This is a genomic window from Paenibacillus sp. NPDC058898, from assembly GCF_049316025.1.
Lineage (GTDB): Bacteria > Bacillota > Bacilli > Paenibacillales > Paenibacillaceae > Paenibacillus_AQ.
The window spans coordinates 83,890-110,462 of sequence record NZ_JBMOSM010000008.1 but is presented as its reverse complement, the minus strand read 5'-3'; the positions used below and the strand labels follow the sequence as shown (position 1 = coordinate 110,462).

The following is a 26,573-nucleotide window of genomic DNA, read 5'->3' as shown; positions in this document are numbered from 1 at the left end:
AAATTTTATTTGTTACTAAAAAAACTTTATCGAGGCGTGTTATATGGCGCATTTTAACAAAAATAATCAATGGGTGGGCCCCGGTATCACCTCCCTGCCACCACCATTCTTTTATTCCCCTGCTTTTTCACCAATCAAGCTGTCTTACCGAGTGAACAAACTTACTTTTGGGACAGCCACTTTTTTCTATGCTGCCAAACTGACAAATAGCTGATTCGCAGGCTTGTTCTATTCCCCCGACAGCGTGCGGTCGCCGGTCAAATATTTCTCGGTTAAGATGGAGAGCAGGCGAATGCCGACTTCATTCTCTCCGCCTTCGGGAATGATCAGGTCGGCGTATTTCTTGGAGGGTTCAATGAACGCCTCATGCATCGGCTTGACGGTTGTCAGATACTGATTGTGAATCGACTGGATGGTCCGGCCGCGGTCTTCGATATCGCGTACGACCCGGCGAAGCAGGCGTACATCAGGATCGGTATCCACAAACACTTTAATGTGAAGCAGCTTGCGCAGATTCTCATCGGACAGCACGTGAAGGCCTTCAATGATGACGATGTTGTTCGGCTTCAGTTCGAGGGTCTGATCCGTGAAGCGGGCATGGGCAGTAAAATCATACACTGGTGCGAATGCGGGTTGTCCGCTTTTCAAAATGCCGAGATGTTCGACGAGCAGCTCGTTGTCAAATGCGAACGGATGATCATAGTTAATCGCTTCGCGTTCCTCGAAACTGAGTTCCTTATGATCCTTGTAATAGTTATCCTGCGAAATGAAAGTCACTTTATCTGAACCAAGACGGTCAATGACAGAGCGGGCAACCGTCGTTTTGCCCGATCCGGTGCCGCCGGCGATACCAATTATGAGCATGGCGAATCCATAACCCTCCCTAGAGTTTGCAATTTTATTATTGTAGCACAGCATGCGCTTATTTTCACTATGGGGACATAGAGCAAAAGATGGGATTTCCCGTATGTTCTTTATTCTTACCACGGAATAGCGAACCGAATCTGTATGTCTTATCATAGAGGATAGATTAACCATTGAATTTTTTCGGAGGGATGATCATGCATTATACGGCAATTTACCCATGCAAGCCCGTTATATACAAGCAGCAGGGAGAGCATCAGGGGAGCGTCGATTGGGACCGTTATGAAGCAGTGGCCTTAAGTGATACCGTGACCGGGCTTGCTACGAAAGAAGCGACCGAGGTTCGCGCCTGCTGGAGCTCCGAATGCTTCTATGTACGGTTTGTTTGCCAAGATTCTCATATCGTATCGGAGTATCAGCATCGGGATGATCCGCTGTATGAACAGGATGTCGTGGAACTGTTTATCGACGAAGCAGGAACGGGAACGGAATATATCGAGCTTGAGGTTAGTCCGAACAATGTGATATTCGACGCCCTGATCCGTAATGATGGAGGGAAGTCGATCACAAGCAGCGATATTCATTGGGATCTTACCGGTCTTCAAACCTCGGTAGAACATGACGGTAAGGGAAATTTGATTTATGAAATTCGCATTCCGGCTGCGAACTTCAAGAACGCTCCGCAAGCGGGACGAAGCTGGGGTGTGAATTTTTACCGCATTGATGAGGACACCCAAGGAAACCGGGAGTATCAGGCATGGAGCCCGACCGGTGAAGTGAACTACCATATTCCTTCGCGTTTTGGGAAGCTGGAGTTTGTCGATGTCATTTAGCATATTAATGTAACCGGAATGCCGCATCGGTGGATTTTCATATCCGCTGTGCGGCATTCTTGTGTTTGCGAAGAGAATCATGTTGCAAATAAGATCATCCTGTATTATCATTCACTTACCGACCGGTAAGTAAAATTTCGAGGAGCTGTTCAGATCAAGATGAGTAATCCATCAACGTACGAGGTTATTTTAGATACAAGCTATCGCTTGTTTGCGGAACAAGGTTTTGAGAAAACGAGCATGGCGATGATCGCCAAGGAACTGGATGTGTCCAAGCCTGCGCTTTATTATCACTTTTCTTCGAAGGAAGCTCTTATTGACAAGCTTTTTGAAGAGATTTGCCGCAGCATCGGCTTTCATGTTTATTTTCAACTGGAGAATTATACGGTGGAGAATTTCGGCGCGAGACTTACCTCTGACGGATTGAACATGATTCATAAGCAACAGGAAGATGAGCACTACACTCGAATTATGAATCAGTATCAGGCCTTGGGTTATCGCAATCCTAAATATGCACGGCAGCTAATCGGCATTCTGGAAGGGTTCACTTCCGGCTTTACGGAGCTGCTGCAGCATGGAGTTTCCATTGGAGCTTTGCCAGAGGGCAATATGGGAGTTCAGGCACAGATGCTAACGATGATCATTGACAGCATGGATAACTTCATGAGTTACGGTCTTGAGTACGACTATGAGGTGATCTGGACGCAAGTGGTCAACCAGGTGATGTCAGGAGCTGGCGGGAAATGAGCTCTAAGTCAACGCGTTTAACCGCACTCGATTATGCTCGCGCCTGGGCTATCTTTGGCATGATTATTGTCAATTATAAACTTGCCATGGAGGTGGGGGATCATGGAGCAATTTGGCTGCACACCATCGCCGGTCTGTTTGAAGGAAGAGCTTCTGCATTGTTCGTGGTGCTGGCCGGCATCGGAGTGTCCTTAATGACTGCGAAAGCCAGGTTATCCCGGGACCAACACATGATTCGAGAGAATCGGAAGACATTGGTGAGGAGAGCCGTATTTCTGTTTATTGCCGGGACAGTTCTGCTGCTGACCGGATGGAGCGCCGATATATTGCACTATTATGCGGTATTTTTGCTTCTGGCCGCGGTACTCATAACGGTATCGGACAGAACGCTCCTAATCCTGACTGGACTCGTTCTGATCGTATCGTCATCCATGTTGATCCTGCTGGACTACAGCAAGGGCTGGGACTCCGGTTTTCATCGATATGCCGACTTTTGGACCGGGGAAGGATTCATACTCAATTTGATGTTCAACGGATATCATCCTCTTTTTCCATGGAGCAGCTTTTTCCTCATCGGCATGTGGCTTGGAAGAAAGGGCTGGTGGGGCGGCAACCACAGACGGAAGCTCATGATTTATTCATTGTCCGGGGCGGTTATATTTGAGCTGTTATCGTATTTCCTCATTCACTGGACGTCCCCGTGGCTTGATGCCGATTCGGCGAGTTATCTGTTTACGACCAAGCCGATGCCGCCCACGCTGCTCTATGTATGTTCTGCCGCATGTCTGGCTGTTGCCGTGATTACGATCTGTTTTTATATCGTTGAGCGTTTTGAGAAGAACCGTCTGACAGGGTGGCTTATATGGACCGGGCAGCTCTCGCTCTCCCATTATCTCGGTCATATCTTCATTGGGTTGGGGCTGCTGGAAGCGGTCGGGTATTTGAACAATGGCCATCTGGGCTTTGCGGTTGCTTACGGCTGCGGTTACTTTGTGATGGCTGTCATCTTTTCTTGGGCATGGAGAAAGCGAGTGAAGCGAGGTCCCATGGAGCTGCTTATGCGAAAATGGTGTTAACTCTCCGGTAGGAGAGCGGGCTATCTCTATCCCACTTATCCCTGTATCGAATTAACTGATACCGCCATGAAATAGCTGCGCTTCAGCAGCCATTAATATCCTGGGGTGTTTTCATAAAAGAACCAAAACCAATATCTCAAGGGGGATTTTGTCCCTTTTTTTGCATGCCGCAGGACATGTTGTTTTCATTGCAGCGTTCTATATACTTTTAGTAAAGGGAAGCACCCCGCTTGGAGTAAGTGGACATGTAATAAACGGAGGTTATTGTATGAATGCTGTCATTGATGGACTGATGCTCGAGCTGGAGCAGCAGTTGGAGGAGAAGGTTGCCGAAGATCTTCGGGATCTGCTGGAGGAATATAAACAATTGGAGGGGGCTGCTCCTGCCCAGTTGCAGCTTTTCGAAGCGGAGTTCGGGATCAAGTTGCCGCAGGACTTTCGTTCGTTTTACAGTAAGAAGAACGGTAGCGGATACGGGTTTCACGTGCTCTATCCCGGTAACGAGGGGGATGGAGAATACCCGCCGTTTTACCTGATGAGCCTGGAAGAGATGAAGGAAGTCAAATCTTATTTTTGCGAGCGGGATGAACCACTGGATGCGTATTACAGTTCGGAGGAAATACAGCAGCTGGATCCGAAGATTAAACCGTATCTGTTTCACAAGGCTTGGTATCCGTTTGCCACGATGGCAGGCGGGTCGCTGTATCTAATGCTGGATTTCGATCCGGCGGAGCCGGGAACATCCGGGCAGATCATCATGTACGTGCATGATCCTGACTTTGTGTATTATATCGCGCCTTCCTTCACGGAACTGCTTCGGGCGTCCAATCGCAATCTGCGCACCGACATTGAAGAGGTGGACTACTGATGGAACGCCAGAAAGTGCTCTTGATGCTTACATAAGATGTCGTTGTGCGTGATAATCAGAAGAAGAACTAGCGAGGGGGGTGGCAGCATGAAAGGCAGGCGGGTCCTCTGGGGAGTGATCATACTGGTGGCAGCCACGCTGTTGATACCCGGCTATTTTATTGCGCGCACGTATGGGCTTTTTCAGAATGAGGTGGTCCTGACCAAATACCAGCTGGCCGTTGATGTGGATGGTGAACAAGTGGATGCTTGGCCGCTGCTGGCCGGTTTCGCCGCAACCGATAAGCAAGGGGAACTTCGTCCGTTGTACTACAGGTTGGAAGGGTCGGACCTCAACATGCTGTATCAATTGGCATACGGGCAGTTCGAGGTGGAGGCTTTGGAGGACAATCCGTTCTTGGCAGGGCGGGTTCAGTATGGCCATCTGGAGAGCGACTATATCGAGACGCGAAAAGAGTATGTGAACGCAAAGGAATACCGGCAGGACATGATCTTTTATAATGACCGTAAAGAGCCCATATTTACATACGATCCGGACGCCAAAGCGGATGGGGATATGGTGAAAGAGATTATCACCGCAGGCATGACGCGTTCCAACGGCCGAGGAGGATCGGGAGTCGTCGAGGATAAGTATCTGAATGTCACCCGATTGTTCGAGGAGAAGCTGGGCATCAGCATGCGGGTTCAGGTGGATAAGGACCGCAGGCTGGCCACGATCCATATGGAGCGGCTTAAATAGAATGCAGATATCCAAAAAGCGAGGTGCTATACATATGCAGCATACAAAAATGACCCAAGAGGTGGACCTCACGATCTCGCACCATCAGATACAAGTCCGCTCACGGGACTTTGATGAGGATTTGTGCCAATGGGGAGAAACCAATATCAAGCAGGGCGTTGTCATTCATCCCGGTTATCTCACTTTTGATCCCATCCCTGACGATGCTTTCGGTGCTTGGGTAAAGCTGGCCTTGAAAGAAGCGTTCATCGAAGATCCGAACGCGCAGCGGCGGATGGTCGTGCCGTTTGATGTTCTGGATCCCGGGAAGCTGGAGCTGTTGTCCGTCATGTCGGACGCCGTTATTGAGCTTCCGCTGCAAAAGGGGCGATACGCACTGTATTTTGAGATTTGCGAGGATGAAGAAGTGTATTATCGTTTCACTTTTGTACATGAGGGAGAAGGGATTCATGCCCGGTATCTGATGGATGATGAATGGGGCGGCAAGGCTGGAGAAGCATTGTCGTTGGGGTATTGCTGACGGAATTTTGCGTTATAACAGGGACAAGGAAGGCCTGGTTAAGGTAAACGTTCTTCAGAGCTAACAGAAAATAAGAAGAGACCGTCTCCGTGTTGGAGAGGGCCTCTTCTTTACCGCATGCTGTGCTGTCCCTGCTTTTGGAAAGATGGTGTGCAGGAGGCACAGGCTTTGAATGGAGTGGATCTATTATTTTGCAGCGGTCACCGTAATCTGGCCATGCTTGCTTTGATCTGCCTTCAGGTTCAGAACGTCTGTCAGGAAAGCAAGTGGAACATAGATGTGGCCTTTTTTCATTACAGGAGCCGAGCCCAGCGAACGTGGGGCCATTTTACCCAAAGTGTATGCATCCTTGTTCAGCTTCACCGCGCTCCAGACAGCTCCTTTGGAGATTTCGGTGGTTTTGCTCTTGCCGTTCCACTTGACATTGAATTGCAGCTGGCGCAGCACGGATACCTGAACCATGATCTTGCCGTTTCTATCTTTGTAATAAGCGCCTGATTTCACTACGGCTGCAGCAGGCTTTTTGTCTGATCCTTTACCCGGCAGCTTTATGGCAAATTCCGGTGTGCCTGTGGATCCAGGGGCGATGCTGTATTTTTGGAATACGATATAGGCTTTTCCGTCCGCGACATAGAAGGATTGCTCCGCGTCTATGCCTTGAAATCCGTCTTCGTTCGCGAAGTATTGGTCCTGATCCGCGGCAATCGCGGTTTTGACAGCTTTATCCACGATGGATGTGTAATCTTTACCGAACAGGTCTTCGAGCGTCACGCGCTGGGCTTCGACTTCGTTCGTGAAGTTGTACGTATCCACACGAGGATCACCATTGTTCATTCCGATGCCTTCGGTGATGACCTTAAGGGAAATCAAGCTGTCGTCTTTACCATCCGATGTGAGCTCATAATTAATGGTCAGCTGATAAGGGTGCATGGTATAGCCATTCTTTTGTGCATTTGCAGCCGCTTCCGCCGCTTCTTTCTCCCATTTGTCCATATCCTTGGAAGCATGGGATTCGATAATGTCATTCAACTGGTCTTGATATTTGGTGTCAGTCAGACCTTGGAATACAGGGATCTTAATATTGGTTTCCAGCCATTTTTCCTTGGATTGCAGTGTTTTGGATGTTACTAGTTGCGGGGCAACGGTTGGAGCGGTCACCCGATTCGTGCTCGCTGCAGCTTTGGTTTCGGCATGGACATGAGCGGATGGCAGACCCGAAGCGGAGATCATAAGGATGCCCGCTAATCCGGCAGCCGCCAGGGTTTTAGTTAATGGGGTTGTTGTTTTCATTGTTTTTTTCATTATATATTACCTCCAGGTTTAGGGTTTGATATCTACAATTTGTGATCTGAAACGGAGAAGGCAGAATCGTTCTGGAGAAGCGAAGCGGTCCCCTTTGTCCCCGGATTTCCACTGACTCATAAAATTTCAAAAGAAAATCTGGAGGCAACAGGGATCGGAAGAACGATCTGCATTCCTAGTGATGAACGGCGGATCTATCGGATGTATTCGCTGCTGACGAGCTGGTCTGCGATCACTTCCGTTGGGATCGTAAATTCCACGACGCCCATATAGCCGGGTGCAACATCGTATTCATTAAAGCTGATGACCAGTTTGTCGTTTTGGTTGATGTAGAAGTTTTGGTCCTTGGTGATCGTTTGGAACAGATCCTCCGGTACATCGGACTCCACGCCGGGCTGCTCCACCCAGTAGATGTTGTCTGGATTATTCTGCATCTGCTGGCGCATCTGCTCCTTGATATTGTCACTGATGACCTGGATATAACGATCATCCTTGAACAGACTTGGCAGTGTGATCACCATCTGGTTCTTCTTGTCGATCGTATCGTATTTTCTCGATTCGGCAGAGCTTCCAGCAGATTCGACAATATAGCGCGAAAGTGTCAACAGCTGTTCATTGTCGGTGATCACTTCATAACCGCTATCGAGACTCAGATGGGCGCCGCCTTCTTTATTTAGCAGGGCGACTTCGTCTTTGAAGTTCTCATACAGCTTTTTATTTTCTTCCAGGTATTTGTTATTCAGGGTTTGCTCAAGCTCTGTATTTCCTAAGTTGGCAATGCCGGGTGTTTCAATATGCACTTCCGTGTTATCGTCTTGCTCGGCATATTCACGGATGGTGATCACCTTGATGATATGGCCCAGAATCGGCACATCGGACATGGCCTGGGCAAAGGCAGGGCTGGTATTCACTCCGGCGAACAGTAGCATGCATGCAGCTGCGCTACTAGCGAGCCAGGGCAGCGCTCTATTTTTTTTTCTTCTGGTTGCTATGGTCTTGTTGACAATCGAGCTTAGTTCGTCAGGAATAGGAGTGCTCTCGTACTGCTCTTTCATCCTATTCAGCTTGTCATGCATTATCGTTGTGCCTCCTCTTGATCTTCCTCGCTTAAGTTCACCCGCAGTCTCTGTAGTCCTTGGTATAATCTCGTTTTCACCGTGCTGACGTTCTCGTTGAGCACTTCGGCAATTTCGTCAATCTTCATATCTTCAAAAAATCGGAGTATGATGACGACCCGATACTTGTCGGGTAATTCCTCCAAAGATTGGGCCAGATCCAGATTCGGATAGTGGTCATGGCTGCCGGGTAATATAACCTCCAGGTTCTCGTCATCCATGACACGGACTTTTTTCTGTTTTCTAATGAAATCCAGGGAGGTTGTTACAATAATTCGGAAAAACCAGCTTTTTATTGAACCCGTCTGCTTCAGCTTTTCCATGGATAAAAATGCTTTGTGGATCGCGTCCTGAACGATATCGAGGGCATCCTCTTTATTTCTAACGTAGCTGTATGCCAGCCGGTAGGCGCTGTCCTGATTTTCGGTTATACATTGAATAAGAAGCTTCTCAAGCTTCCGGCCGCCACTCATGTAAATATGACACTCCTTTGGGCCCGCGCGGGTAACCATCAATTGCAATTGACTTACGGAAGCAAGACGTGCGAGTCTTGCAAAAAGTTTGATTCTGCGAAAAAAAATTTAAAAAGTGTTTCTGTCTCATTATTCAGCCCATTCTTCCAGAATCACAACAAGAAAAAGACCCCAGTTTTCACTGGGGTCTGGAACTCATGGTTATTCATGCTCATATTTCTGGATAACAATCGCCGAATTATGTCCGCCGAAGCCAAAGGAATTCGACATGCCAATCCGGAGCTCGGCGTTTCTCGCCTGGTTCGGTACATAATCCAAATCGCATGCTGGATCGGGATGCTCCAGATTGATCGTCGGCGGTATGATGCCTTCTTGCAGAGATTTCACGAGTGCAATGGCCTCCACGCCGCCGCATGCGCCCAGCATATGTCCGGTCATCGACTTGTTGGCCGTTACCGGAATGCGATACGCCTCCTCGCCAAACACCTGCTTAATGGCCGCTGTCTCCGAACGGTCACCGATGACCGTGCTTGTGGCATGGGCGCTGATGATATCCACGTCGGCTGGAGCGAGGTTCGCCTCGGTCAGGGCCAGCTTCATCGCCCGTGCCGCGCCGTTGCCGTCCTCCGGTGTGGCAACCATATGATAGGCATCCGAGCTGGCGCCGTATCCGATGACCTCGCCCAGAATTTCAGCGCCTCTGCCCAAGGCATGAGAGAGGGATTCCAGAACGAGGATGCCGGCACCTTCCGCCATGACGAATCCATCCCGGTCTGTATCGAACGGCCGGCTGGCCCGGCCCGGTTCATCGTTACGGGAGGAAAGAGCGGTTGCATTCGCGAAGCTGGCTAGCGAGATGTCGGTCAATGCGGCTTCGGATCCTCCCACGATGATGATGTCGGACCGGCCGGCTTGGATGTTAAAGAAAGCCTCGCCGATCGCCGTATTGCCGATCGAACATGCCGTAACCGGTGCCAGCGTGGAGCCCAGCGCCTTGTATTTAATGCTGATGAGCGCGGCCGCCATATTGGGAATCATCATGGGAACCAGGGTAGGACTGACCCGCTCGGGACCCCGCGACGACAGCGTGCCGCTCTGATTCATCAGGGTTTGGATGCCGCCGATGCCGGAGCCGACGTAGACCCCCATGCGCTCATGATCGATCTGATCAAGATCAAGGCCCGACTGGCTTATCGCTTGATCCGCCGCAGCCAGCGCAAACTGGCAGAAGCGGTCCAACCGCCGGGCTTCCTTAACGCTAAACAGCGCGTTTGCGTCAAACTCCTTCACGACGCCTGCTATTTGTACCTTTTGTCTTGATGTGTAAAAATTTTCTATATGTGTAATACCGGACTCTCCCCGAACAAGCCGGGACCAGAACGTCTCAACATCATGGCCCAGCGGCGATATGACGCCCATACCGGTGATAACAACTCTTTCCATGGATCAACAGCCTCCTTAAGACTTTATAACTTGTCAATCTTAAGGTTATAATGTCACGTGTAGTATCCTATTACAAGATACCGTTTATCCTAGTATAAATACTGCTATCCTTAATGAGTGAAGGGGGCTTGTACAATGAATTCCCAGGTTAGGCTGCAAGCGTTGTCGGCATTCTTGAAAGGGCAGCGTGCCAAAATCTCACCCGAGTCGGTCGGACTTCCGCCCGGGACTAGACGGAGAACACCAGGCTTGCGCAGGGAAGAGGTCGCCCAGTTGGCGGGTGTTAGCACCACTTGGTACACCTGGCTCGAGCAGGGACGCGACATCCAGGTATCGTCGTCCGTGCTGGACTGCGTCGCCAATGCGCTTCAGCTAAATGCGGATGAGCGCAGATATCTGTATTCGCTGGCGCTGGAGAGCGGGGCGGAGCCTTATACGGTCAAACAAGAAGCGGTGCAGATCAGTCCGTCCCTGCAAAAAATCATCACTGAGCTAAAATATTGCCCCGTCATGATATCGGATCGGATGTGCAACATCGTGGGGTGGAATCGCGCGGCTGCATACGTGTTCCTTGATTTTGACCGCATTCCGCCCGAGGAGCGGAACATGATCCGGCTGCTCTTCACCCGCAGGGAGTTTCAACGGCTGGCGGTAAATTGGGAGCAGTTCGCCAGCGGCTTCCTGTCGATGTTCCGGTCCTATTACGGTCAATATGTCGAGGATGAGTGGTATGACCGTTTTCTGGAAGAGATGAAGCAGGGGCATCCCGATTTCAATCGGATGTGGGAGCAGAGCCAGGTCAGCTACGCCCCGGAAGTACATCTGGAGTTCCGGCACGCCAAGGCCGGAAAAATGGTATATGAGCTCACGTCGCTCAAAGTGTACGGAAATGATGACCTGCGGTGCAGCATCTATACCCCCGCCCCCGATTCGACTACGGAAGCGAAGCTGCGGCAGCTGATGGAGGAGAAGTAAGCGGAGGGAGTGGGGGGGCAGGCCGGAAATACCGATCCCGCGCCAGCATTTACTGTTCTTGAAGTAGTCAACTACTCGCTGTTCCTATCGGACTCCAGTTCCGTTATATGATGAGATCACGCCATAATTTAAACCGCAGCGGACACAAGATCCGTTATTGGGCGCATATCCGGCATTTTTATGCTGTTTTGGCGCAAATAACGGATCCTATGTCCGTCAGTATCTAAAAATGATGAATTTGTCTTAAATAGCGTATTCTGTGTCCGTTAATACAAAGAATCACTCTCCTCCTACCTAATTACCAGCAGGTTGCCAAACGTTCTGGTGCCGGCCATCTTGTGCGGTTGAATCGGAGTTCTCCTTGTAAGTGAATCACTTCAAGACTGCCGGATTACCTGCGTAATCGAGAGTACCTTAAGTTGAGTGGATTTCCTGTGTAAGCGAAAGCACCTCAAGTTGAAATGGATTACCCAAGACAAAGTACTTCAACTGGTTTGAATTTTAGAAACCTTAGCTATACAAGCTTCATGCGCGTAAACAAAACGAAATTATTCTAAGTATTAAACTCCTCCAAATAACAAAAGCCCCGTGTCCGCACACGGGGCTTTCTGCTATTCAACTATATCGTCGTTGTAGAGCGACACCTTGCGGCCGCCAAGGAGTTTCACAGGATTCCACTATGCTCCATCTCTTTGGGGCCGAGTATCCACGATCGACTATTCGTTTACTCCTGATAGTGACGATTACGCCCAGTCGCGCCGCAGCGTGAAGAGATCCTTCAGCTCATCGGTGGACAGCTCGGTAATCCAGCCCTCGCTGCTTGCGATAACCTGATCGCTTAGTTGCTGCTTGCTCTCCAGCATCTCATCGATTCGCTCTTCGAGCGTCCCCATGGAGATGAACTTGTACACCTGGACATCCTTGGTCTGTCCCATCCGATAAGCGCGGTCGGTAGCCTGATTCTCCACCGCAGGGTTCCACCAGCGGTCGAAATGGAACACATGATTCGCCGCGGTCAGATTCAGACCAACGCCGCCGGCCTTGATCGAGAGAATCATGACATTCGGTTGCTCTTCGGGCGGCAGCGTCTGGGATTGGAATTGCTCGATCATGCGGTCGCGAGTCCGCTTGGGCGTGCTGCCGTTCAAGTACAGCACGGGCTCCCCGAGCTCTTGATGGAGCACCTGCCGCATCATCTCACCCATACCGATATACTGGGTGAAGATCAGGCAGCGCTCGCCCTCTTCCCGCAGCTCCTTCACCATGGACAGCAGCCGCTCCAGCTTGGCTGAACGGTTGACGACAGCTTCGGTGTCGAGCAAGCCGCCGCCTCCCGGCAATTCCGGAAGCGGCTCCTTCGTAAGCAGAGCCGGATGATCGCAGAGCTGCTTGAATTGTGTAAGAGCTGCCAGGATGGCCCCTTTGCGCTCGATGCCCTCGAGCTTTTGCATGCGTTCCAGCAGGCTGTTCACGGTTTGATCGTAAAGTGCACCTTGCTCGGCGGTGAGATGGATATAGGTCTTCATCTCGTTTTTGTCCGGCAGGTCGAGCTGAATTGCAGGATCCTTCTTCTTGCGTCGAAGCATGAAGGGCTTGATCAGCTTCTGCAGATCAGCCGTGCGCTGTTCGCTCTTGTCTTTTTCTATGGCTTGGATGAACCGGAGATTGAACGCGCGCAGGCTGCCGAGATATCCGGGATTGATGAAGTCATAGATGGACCACAGTTCGGACAGCCGGTTCTCAATCGGTGTGCCGGTTAAGGCAACGCGATGCTTTGCCGGGAAACTTCGCACGGCGGCGGATTGCTTGGTGTCAGCATTTTTGATATTTTGGGCCTCGTCGATGCCGATCGCTTCCCACTTCATGTCTCTTAACATTTCTTGATCGAGCGTGGCCGTCGCATAGGAAGTAAGGATAATATCGGCTTGGTAAGCCTCTTTATAGAAATCCTCGCTGCTGCTTCGTTTGCCGCCGTAGTGAAGCATGACCTGGAGCGACGGGGCAAACCGTTCAAGCTCCTTCTGCCAATTGCCCAGCACCGAGGTGGGACAGATCAGCAGGGAAGGGAGGCGTCGCTCTTCCCGCTGCATCGCCGTCTCCTTCACGTGCAGCAGGTAGGCGATAAACTGCACGGTTTTGCCAAGACCCATGTCATCGGCAAGGCATGCCCCAAGCCCGTAACGTCGCAAAAAGGCAAGCCAGGCAAAGCCGTCATGCTGATAAGTCCGCAGCTCGGCCTTCAGCCCAGCCGGGACAGGAAGGTTCGGCCATTCGCTTTGTCGGCCAAGCTGGCCGATAAGCTTCACGAGGTGCTCGTTCAGCTCCACCTCAAGCTTGATCCGTTCCGGGTCCCGCGCTTCCTCAGCATCCTGCTGAGTCTGCCCTGACTCATCGTTGTTCCCGAGCAGATGCAGATGCAGAATATCCTGGAACGATAGGCCTTCCTCACGATCTACGCCCGCCATCATCTGGCGGATTTGGGCGACCAGAGCGGGATCCAGCGGAATCCACTGGCCCCGGAACCGTACCAGCCGTTCGTTCCGGGCAACAAGCTCCGCGAATTCCGCCTCGGAAAGAGTAGCTTCGCCGATGGCGATCCGCCAATCGAAATTGACCAGCGCATCCAGACCGAACAGGGAACCGCCGCTGCTTCGCTCGGCGTTCTCGCCCTCGCCCGAGCGTACCTTCGCCCGCAGTTTGGGTTTCTTCTTGCTGGCGGCTTCCCACCAAGCTGGCAGCAGGACCAGCCAACCTAACTGGAGCAGCCGCTGGCTGTCAACGGTCAGGAACTGCCATGCGGCCTCATCGGACAGAGGCGTACCGAGTGCGTCTTCAGCTGGAGCGTGAAGCACCCTTGCCGGCAGTGCTGCCTGCAAACCTTGGAGCCAGCCGGGGGACCGCTCCTTGATATGTGATGTCCATGTCTCCGGCCATGATCCGTATGCCTGCCCGTCTTCAGCCAGACGAACGGCTGCAAGCGATGCAGCGTCTTGCTTGTCTTGCAATACAAGCCGAAGGCGCCATGCGGCTTCTTCTTCGTCAGGCTCCAACAATTGCAGCAGCGGTCGGAATGGAGCGGTATCCGGCCGCCATCCGATGGCGATCAGCCATGACTTGTCGTCCATGCCTTCGGCTGCCGTGCGGTTCGGCGAGAAGAGAAGCGGGTATTCTCTGCGCAGGTCAGCCGCCGCCTCTTCGCTGCCGTAACACTGATCTTGAACGGCGGCAGAGAACGCCGCCCGTAAGCCCTCATTCCATATCTCGTCTGCATTCAGAAGGGAAAGACGGGACAACTCTTCCGCTGTGAACGCCTCCGGATCCCAAATCCATTGCAGCTTGCCAGATTTGAAGGCACTCAAGCTGGGCGCGTATTGCTTGTCCTGAATGCAAGCTGCCAGCGAAGGAGCAATTTCAATGAAGGGAAGACAATCCTGGTCCCATACCCATTCAATATGCTCGAGTAGTCGTCCATCCGCAAAAAACGGTATGACCTGCTCGGAAGGTAGGATGACCACTTCCATATCCTGAACGGATTGAACGGTGAGCTCTGTTCCGTAGAAGGAAGCTTCGTGCCACGCAAATAAACGGTGCTTCAGGTATTGTCCGGACACGTAACCCCGCATGACGGTAGAGCCGTATATGACGGCATCTCCGTATTCGCTTAACGCCATGTGGACCGTGATGGTTTCTGTGTGTCTGCTCATGATATCAGCTTTCCTCTCCGCAGCTCTTCCTGGAATGCACGAAGCCGGCTGTTTCGTACGGACAATGAGATAATGAACAGATCCCAGCGCTCCTGCTGCTTGAGCTTTTTATATAGCTTGGCCAACCGTTTGAGCAGCTTGACCGCTGCTTTATAGCCGGCTCGGTTCTTATGAAGGATGTACCGCTCAACGGCCTGATGGTAAAAAGGCAGCAGCAGCTCGGGCGCATTCTTCTCAATCGGCGCGAGCTCGCTGACCCGGAGCTCCAGCGGCTCCCGGCCTGTGCTTAATTGGTAGTCGATCCATTCCCGCCATCTGCCGTGCGTGATCAAGGCATTCTGATAGATGTCCTTCGCATATGGAAGCATGTCGGCAAGACTGCTCCACATCTGTTCAGCCTCCTCGGGCAGGTGCTCTATGACGGCATCCCAATAGAACTGATAGCTGCTGAGATGCTCGTTGCGGTGACTGCCAAGCAGCGGGCCGATCTCCGGGAGCCAGTGAGCCAAGCGTTCCCATTGTTGCCAGGAATGCAGCATGTCGAAGAAGCCCAGGACGGAAGCCGGAGACAGACTGCTAACCTTGTCTGCTTCCTTGATCAGGCTCCAAGACGTTTTGTCTTGTCCGAGGTAGAAGGACATTAAGCCCTGCGCCATATACCACGAGGCACGCGAGAGGGTGCTGCCGAATTCGGCTTCGGCTGCCTGTAACTGCTCTAACTCCGCCTGGATTAAGCTGTTGTCCTTTTTGGCAAACGGATAGATCCAGTACATCCAGAGCTGCATATAGACCTGGGCGTAAAATTTGCGGTTCCGCGGCTCGCTCAGCATGCTCCGCCGGACATGCGAAATGGTCTCGGTCAGTCGCTGCTTGAATGCCTCTCCATGTTCGCTGCTCTCAAGCCCTTCATGGAAGATGCGCTCGATTCTGGCCAGGATATGATCCGCTGCTACCTGCGTATGATAGCCGATGTAGGATCCGGAGGAATTCCAGGCACTCGCGGGCTGCTTGACCAGCTTCTCGAGAATAAAGAGATGAGCATGAAACTCGTATAATGATCCCATTTCCGGCGGCATCGGCGGTTTGATGTGATGGAGGGAGGCCAGTGCATTTTTGGCGTAAAATGAGTTCTGCGTATTAGCTCCCAGCGAAGCCGTGCAAACTTCGAACAGCTCATGCCATGCGGAGATCGGCAGCTCGGGCAAATGGTCCGCCTTGACTCTCCATTTTGATGCTCCGGCAGACGGCCGTTCTTGCGCTGGGCTGAAGCCGGACTCGCTTCGGTCATACGAAGAGGTGGAAGCATACGTGGTGGAATGGGCATTAACTAGGGCGTGAATGGAACGACCCTGAAGCTGAGCATAGTCAAGCAGAACAGCCACCATATGCTTGCAGCCTTCATTAACGGGACAACTGCATGTGCTGTCACTCAGCGAATGAAGATGGAGCTGGATACGGTAAGTTTCCGTTCCATCAACGGCAGCCTCAATTATCCCGGAAGCCTCTGTCAAATCGCTTGTGTGAACACGACCTTGCTTGTAATATTGAAACCCCCGTTTAATAGTCAAATCGCTGAAGTAACCGGCGGTTTGTTGAATGAGCGTCTGCCACTGTATATCATTTAACGTTTGGTTTGGGTTCATTATTGGACTCTCCTAAGAGAAATAATTCTAAGTATCCATTTAATCTATCATATTCGCATAGATGAAGAAACAAGCCGGGACAACTTTGCACTGGAAAAGCCCGGCAACAGGCTGCTGAACGGGCTTTTTTATGGGTGGAGCAATATGTTGGCATCCTAAGCCTAATATTGAATCGTAAACCGTCCGATCTGATCGCATTCCTCGGCGAACCAGACCTCGCCGCCGGAATCCACGGTAATGCCATGTGGTTCGGCGGAGGGGGTAGGGATCGGGTACTCGGTAATGTCCCCGTTACAGGTAATTCGTCCGATTTGATTGGCTCCCCATTCCGTAAACCATAGATCTTCGCAAACCCCCGCCGTGATGGCATGGGGTCTGGCATTCCCGGACGGGAGCTTGAATTCAGTGAATTCCCCGGCCGTTGTGATCCGACCGATTTGATTGCCGTTGATTTGAACAAACCATAGGGCGCCATCGGCACCTGCCGTGATGCCGACCGGGCCGGATTGCTCTGTTGGAATGCGGAATTCGGTAATCTCTCCGTCCACTGTAATCCGTCCGATGCAGTTGTTCTGGTTTTCCGTAAACCACAACGCGCCGTCCGGACCGGCTGTAATATAGGAAGGGTACGCCCCTTTGCATGGTAAGTCATATTCCGCGATAACGCCTGCCGGCGTTATATTTCCGATTCGGTTGCCGGTTAGCTCGGTGAACCATATGCCTCCATCCGGACCTTCCGTCAGGCCGTAAGGAGACGAGTTGGCTTCAGGCAGTTCGAATTCCGTAAATGTTCCTTCCACTGTCATTCTTCCGATTTTATTCGCTTTGTACTCCGTGAACCAGAGGTCACAAGTATGGGCAGAGAGGATGGACATGACCCCGGCATCCGGAGTCGGCACTTCGAACGTGCGCATATCCCCATTCTTGGTGAGCCGCCCGATCCGGTTTCCTTTTTGTTCCGTGAACCATATGGTCCCATCTTGTCCTGTCGTAATACCATAAGGTCCCGACTCCCGATTCGCTGTCTTGTACTCCTGTGTTATGATCTGCATGCAAATATGCCTCCTTGTATAGAAAGTTGTTAGGAATGGTTTAAGACGGATTCTTCATTTGTCTGAGCGTATCCAAGTCACCGCTCACGATCACACCCATAAGTCGGTTGATTAACTCGATATCAGCGTCCCACCAACGGATCTCCAGCAGCTCCTGATCATGCCAGGATCATAGCGTTTATGAATGCTGCATAAAAAGCCTCCCACTCCGAGATTTCGGAATAGGAGGCTGAATACGGACAAAAGAAGATACCGGCTTCATGAATAAAGAAGCTTCAAGCATCTACCCGTCACATATAAAAAAAGCCGCACGAATCCTATCCCGAAAACCTCGTATCGAAATCGAAGTGTTTTCCAATGCTTGGGACAGGATTAGTAGATCATTGGCTTTTGGTTCACCCTTTCATTTCTGGTTGCCTAGACTTTACCACAGGAGATTCAGTAGTTTCAATCCTAAATGATCTGAAGTTTACATTCACAACCGCCGGTTTCTTTTCTCATCGATGTAAAGCTCGACAGCTGTTATGGCGCGAATCAGAAGTTTAATGAGCAGATACAATGCATACAAACCAAGCAGCTTAAAAAGTCCGTTTATGATTAATATCAACATAGGCCATAAACTAAACATGGAACCCATACAGCCCACCTCCCTTCAACATTTTCCGCACAGGACCTTCCTGGCACCGGCATCAGAACCATTTTGAACTCATTATATTCCATAATATAACAATCATATCCGATTCTAACATAACAGAAGGATCGTACTCATGTTTTTACATAAGATGGGGCAAATTCTTGGAGGCTCTGCAGGAAGGGGACGACAGAGGAAGTATTTTCATTATTTGTTGATATGGACTAACCAATCCAGGTCACGATGCGTTAAAGTTTATAAGGATTCATATTTTCAGCTAAGGAGATTTAAAGAACATGACAACCCAGAAATGGACAAAACTGGCGGCAAGCGGCGCTATAGCGGCCACAATGCTGTTAAGCTCGATGGTACAGGCTCAGGCTGAGACTGGGCACAAGAAGGAATTGGGATTAAATGTTAATCATTATGTTGTCACGATGGACGTTAAACCTGTCATCGTGAATGGTACGGCGCTGGTCCCTTTGAACACGGTGAGGGAATATTTGAAGCCTATGCAGCTCCGCTGGAACAACAAGAACAAGACGGTAACCGTCAACACGGGCACCGATCAAGTCACCCTAAAGATGGGGAGCAAGGAAGCCAAGGGAAAGGGGAAGATCTACACCTTGTCTGTTCCCGCTCAACTAAAGGATGGGCGCGTCATGGTTCCTGCTCGATGGATGGCGGAGCTGTATGGTGCACAGGTAAGCTTGGATACGAAGGCCGGGATGGTCTACATCTATACACCGGAAGTTGACGTGTCGACGGCTGAGGAGAACCGGGATGTGAAGCTGTATCCGGTAAGCGCCACGAAATACGGTAGATATGAAGGAATGGTGGTCGAGGTCGAAGGAAGGAAGCAGGTCTTTAAGGACTGGAACGGCGGAGATGGTATGCGTAAACCCGTCATTCAATATCAGGATGTTACAGGCGATGGCAAGCCGGAAGTTGTGGTGTTCTATGTGAACGGGACCGGCACGGGTCTTTACATGGGGGAGATGCATGTAGTCGACGCCGAGACTCTGAAGGAAATTCCTATCGAATCATTGGAACAGGCGGTATTGAGCCATGTGCAATCCAACATTGAGAAGTATGCAGACCACTTTGTGATCAAACTTTTGATCGACGGGAAGGAGTATGTCGAAAGGATCGAGGATGATTCCAAGGATAAAAGCTACCTATATGATAAGGTTGGCTTCGGGGCCGTCGTCAGACACAAACTAGCGGAAGGCCAGCTTGTTACGGAAGCTGCGGGAAGCATCAGCCCTGCCGGCTTCGCTGGCGATCTCCATATAACATACCGATTTCAAGAAAAGTTGAACCGATTTGTGGTGGATAGCATTGAATATAGTAGTCTGGAAGAATGGGGGAAGTAACGCTTTATTGATGTGGAACTTTAGATCTACATATAAACGCATATCTGATAAGACGTTATGAACATGGACTAGAAGCATAAATCTTGATAGAATGATGTGCTTCGCTAATCAAAAGGGTGCTACGGTGCCCTTTTTGTGCTTTTTTAATATCCAGTCCATCCCATTTATTCCCTCCATACTCTCCAAAAAGGAACCAGAGAGAATGGCGCATTTAGAACCTATGCAGGAAGATTTCATCCTCTTTCATAGGCCTTTATTACCATTTACTTGAGTCTTAAGATTCCTCTAAGATAGTTAATAAACCTGACACATTTTTGTTAGGGGAAGAGAGTGATTTCGTAAGTAAACGCATTCAATGTTAAGTAATATAACAAGTCCATACCATGAGGGCTTTGAACGAGGTGTTTTTATGCAGCAATGGCTTGGGAAATCGCTAAAGCATAAATTGTCGTTACTTATTATTATCGCTACGCTGGTGCCGCTGCTGTTTCTCGGTATTTTCTCTTTTAACATAGCCAAGAGTCTGACGGAGGAGAAGGCCAAGATTACAGGAATGAATACGCTTCGGCAGCTGGAAGCTTACCTGGATACGATGGTCAAAGACGTGGAGAACATCTCGCTGTTTCTCATCGGGCATACCGGTGTTCAAGCCTATCTGAAGACCGAACAGAGCAACTATGTCCAGCAGACGACGGTTATTAATTTTTTGACGAATCTGGCCTTTTCCAAAGATTATATCGCTAACATCATTGTCGAACCGCTCGGCAGCAAAGATGCGATCTCGCACAAATCCTTGGTACGCTCCGAGTTCCGGAATATTACCGAAGTGGTCCCCGATTATTACGAGCATCATCCCAAATGGTGGTCCTTTGTGCATCGACAGTGGACTTTTGAAGGCGTTAGGAAAGTCATTACGTTGGCCAGACCGATCCGGAGCACGGATAAATATAAGCCGATCGGGAATCTGCAGATCAACCTGGATCAGGGTGTCATTGCCAATCAATTCCGGCAGGCCGTCCTGGAGAAGACCGGGTTTGTCCTTCTTCTTGATGAGAATAACCGGATTATCGCTGGTCCGCCGGATATGGAGACCAATCTTACACTTGCAGACTATTATCCTTCGATTGGAGAGTTTGAGGGGCTCAGCGGAAATATAGACTATGGCGAGGGGAGCAACAAGAAGACCATTCTCTATAAGAAAATGTCCAGCGTGAACTGGAAACTGGTCGGCATCATACCCTCACAGGAATACCGTTCCCAGAACCAATACTTCATCAAATTGACGGCGGTTGCCGTCACCGTGGCTATACTGCTTGCCATTATACTGGTTCTTTTCCTGATCCAGAAAATTACGAATCCGCTGTCCGTGCTAACGAAGTTTCTCAAGAATTCAAGCCCGGAAGAGCCGCTGCCTGCGCTCCCGGTTAAGACGGTCGATGAGGTCGGGCAGCTCATTATCAGTTACAACCGGCTCAGCTCTCGGATTGTGAAGCTTACCGACGAAGTGAAGCTGAACGAGTCGCTGAAGAAGGAGGCGGATATGCATGCACTGCAGGTGCAGATTAATCCGCATTTCCTCTACAATACGCTGTCATCCATCCATTGGCTGGCGCTGATGAACCAGGATGTGAAAATCGCCGAGATGGTGGGATCGCTCAGCGATTTCCTGAGGTTCAGTCTCAATAACGGGCAGGAATATTGCACGATTCAGCAGGAAATTATGCATGTCCGTCATTACGTGAATATCCAAACCATCCGCTATCCGGAAAAGTTCAAGTTTGAGGTTCATGTGGAGGAAGAGCTTTATCAGCACACCATGTTAAAACTGCTGCTGCAGCCGTTGGTTGAAAACTCCATGCTGCACGGTATTTTGAGCCGTGACGGGATGGGGACGATTACGATTCGCGGGCACCGCGAGCCTGAAGGGATCCACTTCGTGGTGGAGGATGATGGCATAGGAATGACGACGGATCGCCTGAAATGGCTTCAGGATCAGCTGGTTGAGAATCCGCTGCAGTACGAGAAGGGGCAGACCCCGCGCGGAAGCTACGGGCTGCGCAATGTCCATAAACGGCTTCTCCTTCATTACGGCAAGGATGCGGGCTTGCGTGTGGAGAGTACGGAAGGAGTCGGAACACGTGTGATGTTTACGATACCTGATTTACCTGAAATTCAACAATCTGAATTATCCAATAAAGGGGATGGCGACATTGAAGGTACTGATCGTTGATGATGAAGTGATCATTCGAAATGGTCTGAGTACAGTGATCAATTGGGCCGATAACGGCTTTACGGTGCTGACGCCCGCGGCTTCGGCGGAGGAAGCCCTTCAGCGTATTCCTGTTGAAATGCCCGAAATTATTTTTACCGATATTCGCATGACAGGCTTGAGCGGACTGGATATGGCACATGAAGTCAAGCAGCAGTATCCCGAGATCGAAATCATTGTTATATCGGGATATGATGAATTTTCATATGCGCAGCAGGCGATGCGGGAAGGCGTAAGTGACTATTTGCTGAAGACGAGCAGGCCCGGGGAAATTATTGAGGCTGCTGTCCAAGCCAGGGAACGGCTGTTACAGCGCAGGCTTACTCAAGCGAAGGGAAAGGCGCAGGAAATGGTGGTCAACCGGGGCTTTCTGAGAAGGCTCCTTGCTTCCGGCACTCCGCTGGACGAGCATGCCGAGGCCGAATTGTGTGAGCGATACCCGGAGCTGCGTTTGGAATCGAACGGCTCGGTGCTGCAGATCTGGATACTGTCGGTATATCCGCTGCATCCAGAAGAAGAGGAACAATCGAACGTTAGCGAGCTGCATCGATTAATCGGCACGGAGTTGGCCGAAGTGCTGCAATGTGCATGGCTGGAGTGGAACGGCTCCCTGCTTCTGTTGGTGCGGGCAGAGCCGAGTAATGGCTGGGGGCGGGTAGATTCCGCTCTGCGGAAAATGGAATCCATGCACGCCTGCGGCATCAAGGCTGCCAGCGGCCGACGGGTCGCAAACGCCAGGGAGCTGCACATTGCGCTGGCTACCGCGGTAGAGGCCAGCTCCTACGAGTGGCTGCTGCAATCGGAACGGCATATCCGCTATGAAGATATCGAAGGACGTACAGGCATTCGCACGGTCTGTTCGATGGAAGAAGAAACCAAGCTGTCATCCCTGCTGCGTTCGGGAGAATCCGCCGACTTGCAGGCATGGGTGACGGATTTGCTGCGGCGCATCCAAAGTCAGGACCAGGCAACGCCTGGCTCGGTTCAGGCTTACCTACATTCCCTGATCATCTCGGCACAGCGCTGGCTTATACGGGCTGCAACGTCTATCGGCTATACCAGTCCGGTGAAAGTGGAAGAGACATACGATATCCGCGAGTTGACCAAGGATCCGGAGAAGGTGCTGGTCGATTCGCTCGGGCTCATCATGAAGGAGTACCGTGATATGGTGTCGACGACAAGTCCCGTCCAGCGAGCGATCTCCTTCATTCATGAGCATCTGGGACAGAGCTTGTCTCTCCAACAAGTGGCCAAGCATGTTCATATGAACCCCAACTATTTCAGCGAGATGTTCAAGAAGGAAACCGGGCAGAATTATATCGAATTCGTGACCCAGGCGAAGCTGCGAAAAGCGATGCACCTGCTGCGGGAAACGCCAGCCAAAATCAGTGAAATCGCGAATGAAATCGGCTATGAGGATATTAAGTATTTTAACCGCCTGTTCAAGAAATGGACAGGACAAACCCCGTCGGAGTATCGGGCAAATCCTGAATTTTGTCCCTCTATCGACTGAATTATATCCCCTATGTAAGCGTTATATCCTTTTATATACTTGGACTAATCATCTAAGACGTTTCATCATTTTCGTATATTAAAAAGGGGGATTGACCATGAGACCAAAACGTAAAATAGGTCTTGTTCTGCTGATGATGTCACTGGTCCTTGCAGCTTGCGGAGGCGGGCAAAGCAAAGAGCAGGCGGGAGGAAATGAGAGTAATCAAGAGAAGGTCAAGCTGACAATCTGGCATAACTTTGCCGGTGATGACCTGCGTGCAAAATCAGTCCGAAGCTTTATCGATCAGTTTGCTCAGGACCATCCTGAAGTTACGCTCGATGCACAAGCGATTCCGCCGGACGGTTACCGTCAACGTCTGAGTACGGTTGCGGCTGCGAATGAAATGCCGGATGTATTCTTCGTATATGCTGGAAGCCAGTCAGCCGAGCTTCATCAGGCGAAACTGCTTCAGCCGATTACAGAGGTGCTCGATGCGCATTCGGATTGGAAGGATAAATTCCTGCCGGGAGCGTTTGATCCATACGAGTTCGAGGACGGCAAGATCTACTCTGCTCCACTAGGCATGTCCGCAACTTCAATTCTCTACTACAACAAAGCATTGTTTGACAAACATAACGTAAAAGTTCCAACAACTTGGGAAGAAATGATGGCGGCGGTTAAAACGTTCAATGATAACGGCATTACGCCGATCGCACTCGGAAACAAAGCGCCATGGGTTGCGCAATCCACCATTATCGGATCGATTGCCGATCGTGTGACAGGCACCGAATGGTTCAAGAAAGCGGCAGCACAGGATGGCGCGAAATTTACCGATCCTGATTTTATCGAAGCTCTTGGTTATTTCAAAGAGCTGGTAGATAACAAAGCCTTCCAGGAAGGCGCGAACAGCATCGACAACACGCAAGCCGAGCAGTATTTCATCCAAGGAAATGCAGCGATGATGATCAGCGGTGCATGGACACTCACGAACCTGGCGGCTTCTTCTTCGGAGGAGCAAATGAAGGATATTGAAGTGACGACATTGCCTTCGATCCCGGGCGGTAAAGGTGAGGCTAACACCATCTCCGGCGGAGCTGGCGGCGGTCTGGCCCTTAGCAGCAGAACGGAAGGGAAAGCGAAAGAATTGGCGCTGGAACTGATTTATGCGGTCAGCGGACCAGAAGCGCAAAAAGCGATTGCCGAGAGCAACTCCATGGTAATGTACGATACCGAAATCGATCAGGCCAAAGTTACTTCCTTGTACTATAAAGCCTTTAACCTGGTGAAATCCACAAGCATTACGCCGGTATACGATGCTTATCTGTCTGCAGAAGCGGCTGAAGTCATCAACAACGGTCTGCAGGAAATTATGATGGGCGGCCCCGTCGAAGGTGTGGCCCAGAAGCTACAGGATGCGCAAGCCAGATCCGCTACTCCATAAGAAACCGTTCATCACTACACAAGGATTAGGAGGGAGGAGGCTGCCATGCCTACAGCGATGAGAAGCAAAGGATTTATAGCCATAGCTCTTCTTCCTGCGCTTCTGTTGTTTCTGATATTTGTCATTATTCCGGTGTTCTGGTCAGCTTACTACGGATTTTTCAGTTGGAAAGGGTTCGGAGACGCCACATTTATCGGCCTTGATAATTATAAAGAGATGTTCAAGGATCCGATCTTCTGGCGGGCGCTTCGAAACAACCTGATTCTGGTCGTATCATCCATTATCGGTCAGGTTCCAATCGCGTTGATTCTGGCTATTGTATTGTTCAAGAATTCGTTCTTCTCCAGGTTCATTCGGTCTGCCGTATTCATGCCGATGGTTCTCTCCACGGTTGTTGTCGGTCTCATCTGGGGTTATATTTATCATCCTCAGTTCGGAATCGCCAACTATGTGCTGGAGATGCTCGGTCTGGAGTCATGGACCCGTGCCTGGCTGTCCGATCCAAAAGTCAACATGCTGGCGATATCAATCCCGATTAACTGGGCGAACATCGGCCCTTATCTGGTCATCTTTATCGCAGCACTGCAAAATATTTCACCGGAGATCCATGATGCGGCCAAAATCGATGGGTCCACCGGCTGGAACAAGCTGATGCAAATCACGCTGCCGATGATCTGGAGCACGGTTGTCGTAACCATTGTGCTATGCATCTCGGGAAGCCTGAAAGCTTTTGACCATGTCATCGTCATGACGGGTGGCGGACCGGCGCAATCGACCGAGCTGCTAGCCACTTATATGTACAACAGCACGTTCAGCGTGTACCGTTACGGTTACGGCTCCGCCGTCTCCACGATGATTATGATTGTCAGCGCCATTCTTATCGCGCTTAACTATTTCGCAACGCGCAGAAAGTCAAGTTAATGAAGGAGGGAGCGATGTGAATTTACAGACGACCGGGACCGGAAGCGCCTCAGGGAAACGCGTCATCACGAAGGGGTTAACCGGGTTCGTAAAATTGCTGCTGATTGTGTATGCGATTCTTACGCTCTATCCCTTGTACTGGCTTTTTACGAGCGCGTTTAAATCGAATCAGGATTTCTTCACCAACCCTTACGGCTTGCCGAAGGAGTGGATGACCGAGAATTTATTCCGGGCATGGGAGCTTGGAAATATGGGCAGAGCGATGCTGAATTCAACGGTTGTGACGATTACGGCTGTCGTTCTGACCATCCTGCTCAGTGTACTTGCGGCATATGTATTGTCCAGATTCGAGTTTCGGTTCAAAAAGCTGGTGGTCGTGTTGTTTACGACCGGGCTGCTGATTCCGATTCATAGTACGCTGGTGCCCCTGTTTATTATGATGAAAAATATCGGCCTGCTCGACACGTACGGTGCGCTCATTCTGCCTTATACGGCATTTGAGCTGCCAATCGCGATATTCTTGGCGATGGCCTACATGTCATCCATTCCAAGAGAGATTGAAGAAGCGGCCATGATTGACGGCAGCGGCTGGTGGGGAATCTTCGCCAGAATGATTCTTCCGCTCTGTACGCCCATCGTGGCAACGATATCGATTCTGGCATTCCTCCGATTCTGGAATGACTTCTCCTTTGCACTCGTATTTATCAGTACGCAAGCGCTGAAGACGCTGCCGCTCAGTTTGTCCTTATTCTCGGACGGCTTCGGCACGGATTACAGCTTGACGATGGGAGCGATGGCGATCGCAGTCATTCCAACGATCGTGGCCTACCTGATCTTGCAGGAGCAGATCATGAAGGGTATGGTGGCAGGGTCCATCAAAGGTTAAATCTTTGGTCTTAAGGAAATTCAATATTCTTAAAAGAAAGGCCTCTTCCGGTTCAAAGGAAGGGGTTTTTTTCGTATTATTAGGTCAACTAGGATTTCAGGTTGGTCTAATTCCGTAGTGCGGTTTGTTTAAGTACTGAAGTTGGCAAAGTTTTCGCCTCTTCCTCGAAAATATTCATGCACGATTTTCGGCTACGTCATG

At 50.5% G+C, this 26,573-nt stretch carries 22 protein-coding genes; 13 read left to right on the top strand and 9 right to left on the bottom strand.

What is annotated here, in order from left to right:
* Positions 1 to 228: 228 nt before the first annotated feature.
* Positions 229 to 864 (bottom strand): uridine kinase, encoded by a 636-nt coding sequence (gene udk, locus ACOZB4_RS21575; RefSeq protein ID WP_076322433.1) that lies wholly within the window; start codon positions 862 to 864, stop codon positions 229 to 231.
* A gap of 197 nt (positions 865 to 1,061) precedes the next feature.
* On the opposite strand from udk, the gene ACOZB4_RS21570 reads away from it, so the two are divergent.
* The 6 genes from ACOZB4_RS21570 (at position 1,062) to comJ (ending at position 5,646) form a co-directional block, all read left to right on the top strand.
* Positions 1,062 to 1,697: a carbohydrate-binding family 9-like protein gene (locus tag ACOZB4_RS21570; protein WP_379408710.1), complete on the top strand. Its 636-nt coding sequence runs from the start codon at positions 1,062 to 1,064 to the stop codon at positions 1,695 to 1,697.
* A 159-nt stretch (positions 1,698 to 1,856) separates the two neighbouring features.
* Positions 1,857 to 2,444: a TetR/AcrR family transcriptional regulator gene (locus ACOZB4_RS21565; RefSeq protein WP_379408715.1), complete on the top strand. Its 588-nt coding sequence runs from the start codon at positions 1,857 to 1,859 to the stop codon at positions 2,442 to 2,444.
* On the top strand, positions 2,441 to 3,520 hold the full coding sequence (locus tag ACOZB4_RS21560) for a DUF418 domain-containing protein (protein ID WP_379408719.1): 1,080 nt from the start codon (positions 2,441 to 2,443) through the stop codon (positions 3,518 to 3,520). Before ACOZB4_RS21565 ends, ACOZB4_RS21560 begins: the two co-directional genes overlap by 4 nt.
* Before the next feature lie 268 nt (positions 3,521 to 3,788).
* Positions 3,789 to 4,388, top strand: coding sequence for an SMI1/KNR4 family protein (locus ACOZB4_RS21555; protein ID WP_379408724.1), 600 nt, complete (start codon positions 3,789 to 3,791; stop codon positions 4,386 to 4,388).
* Positions 4,389 to 4,475: 87 nt separating this feature from the next.
* The gene (locus tag ACOZB4_RS21550; RefSeq protein WP_379408727.1) at positions 4,476 to 5,126 is read left to right on the top strand and encodes a hypothetical protein; all 651 of its coding nucleotides are present in this window, start codon (positions 4,476 to 4,478) and stop codon (positions 5,124 to 5,126) included.
* Positions 5,127 to 5,160: 34 nt separating this feature from the next.
* Positions 5,161 to 5,646 (top strand): competence protein ComJ, encoded by a 486-nt coding sequence (gene comJ, locus ACOZB4_RS21545; RefSeq protein ID WP_076322682.1) that lies wholly within the window; start codon positions 5,161 to 5,163, stop codon positions 5,644 to 5,646.
* 186 nt (positions 5,647 to 5,832) lie between these two features.
* Here the strand turns inward: comJ and ACOZB4_RS21540 are convergent, their stop codons facing one another.
* The 4 genes from ACOZB4_RS21540 to fabF form a co-directional block, all read right to left on the bottom strand.
* Positions 5,833 to 6,948, bottom strand: a complete 1,116-nt coding sequence (locus ACOZB4_RS21540) for a DUF3298 domain-containing protein (protein WP_379408730.1) — start codon at positions 6,946 to 6,948, stop codon at positions 5,833 to 5,835.
* A 194-nt stretch (positions 6,949 to 7,142) separates the two neighbouring features.
* Complete coding sequence (locus ACOZB4_RS21535; protein ID WP_379408732.1) at positions 7,143 to 8,024, bottom strand: DUF3298 domain-containing protein; 882 nt, start codon at positions 8,022 to 8,024, stop codon at positions 7,143 to 7,145.
* Complete coding sequence (locus tag ACOZB4_RS21530; RefSeq protein ID WP_379408737.1) at positions 8,024 to 8,536, bottom strand: RNA polymerase sigma factor; 513 nt, start codon at positions 8,534 to 8,536, stop codon at positions 8,024 to 8,026. Before ACOZB4_RS21530 ends, ACOZB4_RS21535 begins: the two co-directional genes overlap by 1 nt.
* A 201-nt stretch (positions 8,537 to 8,737) precedes the next feature.
* Positions 8,738 to 9,979: a beta-ketoacyl-ACP synthase II gene (gene fabF, locus ACOZB4_RS21525; RefSeq protein WP_379408742.1), complete on the bottom strand. Its 1,242-nt coding sequence runs from the start codon at positions 9,977 to 9,979 to the stop codon at positions 8,738 to 8,740.
* Between the two features lie 135 nt (positions 9,980 to 10,114).
* On the opposite strand from fabF, the gene ACOZB4_RS21520 reads away from it, so the two are divergent.
* A complete protein-coding gene (locus ACOZB4_RS21520) occupies positions 10,115 to 10,954 on the top strand; it encodes a helix-turn-helix transcriptional regulator (protein ID WP_339269791.1) in 840 nt (279 codons plus the stop codon).
* Positions 10,955 to 11,697: 743 nt separating this feature from the next.
* Here ACOZB4_RS21520 and ACOZB4_RS21515 read toward each other — a convergent pair.
* The 4 genes from ACOZB4_RS21515 to ACOZB4_RS21500 form a co-directional block, all read right to left on the bottom strand.
* Positions 11,698 to 14,658, bottom strand: a complete 2,961-nt coding sequence (locus ACOZB4_RS21515; RefSeq protein ID WP_379408747.1) for a DEAD/DEAH box helicase — start codon at positions 14,656 to 14,658, stop codon at positions 11,698 to 11,700.
* Positions 14,655 to 16,301, bottom strand: a complete 1,647-nt coding sequence (locus ACOZB4_RS21510) for an SWIM zinc finger family protein (protein WP_379408750.1) — start codon at positions 16,299 to 16,301, stop codon at positions 14,655 to 14,657. Before ACOZB4_RS21510 ends, ACOZB4_RS21515 begins: the two co-directional genes overlap by 4 nt.
* Positions 16,302 to 16,462: 161 nt before the next feature.
* Complete coding sequence (gene vgb(C) / locus ACOZB4_RS21505) at positions 16,463 to 17,353, bottom strand: streptogramin B lyase Vgb(C) (protein WP_379408753.1); 891 nt, start codon at positions 17,351 to 17,353, stop codon at positions 16,463 to 16,465.
* 475 nt (positions 17,354 to 17,828) lie between these two features.
* Positions 17,829 to 17,990 (bottom strand): hypothetical protein, encoded by a 162-nt coding sequence (locus tag ACOZB4_RS21500; protein ID WP_379408755.1) that lies wholly within the window; start codon positions 17,988 to 17,990, stop codon positions 17,829 to 17,831.
* 290 nt (positions 17,991 to 18,280) lie between these two features.
* On the opposite strand from ACOZB4_RS21500, the gene ACOZB4_RS21495 reads away from it, so the two are divergent.
* The 6 genes from ACOZB4_RS21495 to ACOZB4_RS21470 all read left to right on the top strand — a co-directional run bounded on the left by ACOZB4_RS21495 (position 18,281) and on the right by ACOZB4_RS21470 (position 26,372).
* Positions 18,281 to 19,360, top strand: a complete 1,080-nt coding sequence (locus ACOZB4_RS21495) for a copper amine oxidase N-terminal domain-containing protein (RefSeq protein ID WP_379408759.1) — start codon at positions 18,281 to 18,283, stop codon at positions 19,358 to 19,360.
* Positions 19,361 to 19,769: 409 nt separating this feature from the next.
* The gene (locus ACOZB4_RS21490) at positions 19,770 to 21,590 is read left to right on the top strand and encodes a cache domain-containing sensor histidine kinase (protein ID WP_379408763.1); all 1,821 of its coding nucleotides are present in this window, start codon (positions 19,770 to 19,772) and stop codon (positions 21,588 to 21,590) included.
* Complete coding sequence (locus tag ACOZB4_RS21485) at positions 21,571 to 23,142, top strand: response regulator transcription factor (protein ID WP_422759639.1); 1,572 nt, start codon at positions 21,571 to 21,573, stop codon at positions 23,140 to 23,142. Before ACOZB4_RS21490 ends, ACOZB4_RS21485 begins: the two co-directional genes overlap by 20 nt.
* Positions 23,143 to 23,239: 97 nt before the next feature.
* Positions 23,240 to 24,565 (top strand): extracellular solute-binding protein, encoded by a 1,326-nt coding sequence (locus ACOZB4_RS21480; protein WP_379408772.1) that lies wholly within the window; start codon positions 23,240 to 23,242, stop codon positions 24,563 to 24,565.
* Positions 24,566 to 24,610: 45 nt separating this feature from the next.
* On the top strand, positions 24,611 to 25,486 hold the full coding sequence (locus ACOZB4_RS21475) for a carbohydrate ABC transporter permease (protein WP_076322415.1): 876 nt from the start codon (positions 24,611 to 24,613) through the stop codon (positions 25,484 to 25,486).
* 16 nt (positions 25,487 to 25,502) lie between these two features.
* The gene (locus ACOZB4_RS21470; protein WP_379408780.1) at positions 25,503 to 26,372 is read left to right on the top strand and encodes a carbohydrate ABC transporter permease; all 870 of its coding nucleotides are present in this window, start codon (positions 25,503 to 25,505) and stop codon (positions 26,370 to 26,372) included.
* The last annotated feature ends 201 nt before the right edge of the window (positions 26,373 to 26,573 follow it).